Raw genomic sequence first — 1,013 nt, forward strand, 5'->3', positions numbered from 1 at the left:
GGGCAAGAGCGGGAAACTGAACGAGCTAAAGCCATTGGAAAACGAATTGACGAGTCATCGGACAAGCTCACAGTAACTTTAAATACCAAGCACATCAAAAGCGATCTAGATAATCTGCATCAAGAATTCAAAGAGCTTGAAGAAGAAAACAAGCTCTTGAAAATAGAAATCAACAGCCGTAAATCCGAAAGACGGGGATTGATTGACAGAATCAAAACATTCGAAGCCAAGAAAGAAGATGCGGAGAAGGAATTTCAAGACCTTAAACAGTCATATGACCAAAGAGTAAAAGAGCTGGCTGAAATCAGTGGGTACATTGAAGGCCTTGCGGAATACGGTTACACAGACGAGGAAGGTCATCCATTACACAATTGCATGTCGTTTGTAAGAATCGCAGACATTGTAGGCGCTGAAATTCCTAAAGCAGATGTGATCCATGCGAAGGTGAAAAGATCCATAGTGGATGACAAACCTACAATTATGGATAGCGACCTGAAAGAAAAAATGGTATGGGTTAAAGAATTAGGCGTTTATATCCTGCCGAAATTCGTATAACAATAACATTACTGATTTCATCCCGTGCGAAGGCCAGGGAAGCTGATGTATACGGGATTCCTCCGATGGTGTAATTCGGGAAAAGTCTGATTTAGAGTAGGAGCGCCAAGGTGTGGGAGTCTTGGGGCGTTCGTGGTGGCGGCATATTCTGCGGATGTCGTGAGCGGCTAAGGGTGGTCAAGGGTCGCCGTCCGATATGCCATGTGTATGATTGGACCTCCGGTATTCGTATAACGATAACCGGCTTTATTGTGGTGGTGTCGCGTTCGTATGGGTGACACAAGCGGCTAAGTGAGTGGGTCAAGGGTCGCAATTCGCTATTTTTAGGGTTCGGGGATAGCCTGGACGACATTGCCGGTAAGACTGCTACTTAATAACATGTAGGGTGATCCCATCACAGTCTTATCATGGGAGGCAATAAATATTTAAGGCGGCACTGCTAATAAGCGGGGTCGCTT

The 1,013-nt window shown here is 45.2% G+C and carries 1 protein-coding gene; it reads left to right on the forward strand.

What is annotated here, in order from left to right; genetic code table 11:
• On the forward strand, window positions 1–555 hold a 555-nt coding region (locus tag ACFQ8E_RS22015), incomplete at its 5' end, for a hypothetical protein (protein ID WP_430552654.1).
• Window positions 556–1,013: the final 458 nt, after the last annotated feature.

This window comes from Isoptericola sp. NPDC056573 (genome assembly GCF_042793335.1).
In the GTDB taxonomy this organism is placed as follows: Bacteria; Actinomycetota; Actinomycetes; order Actinomycetales; family Cellulomonadaceae; genus Isoptericola.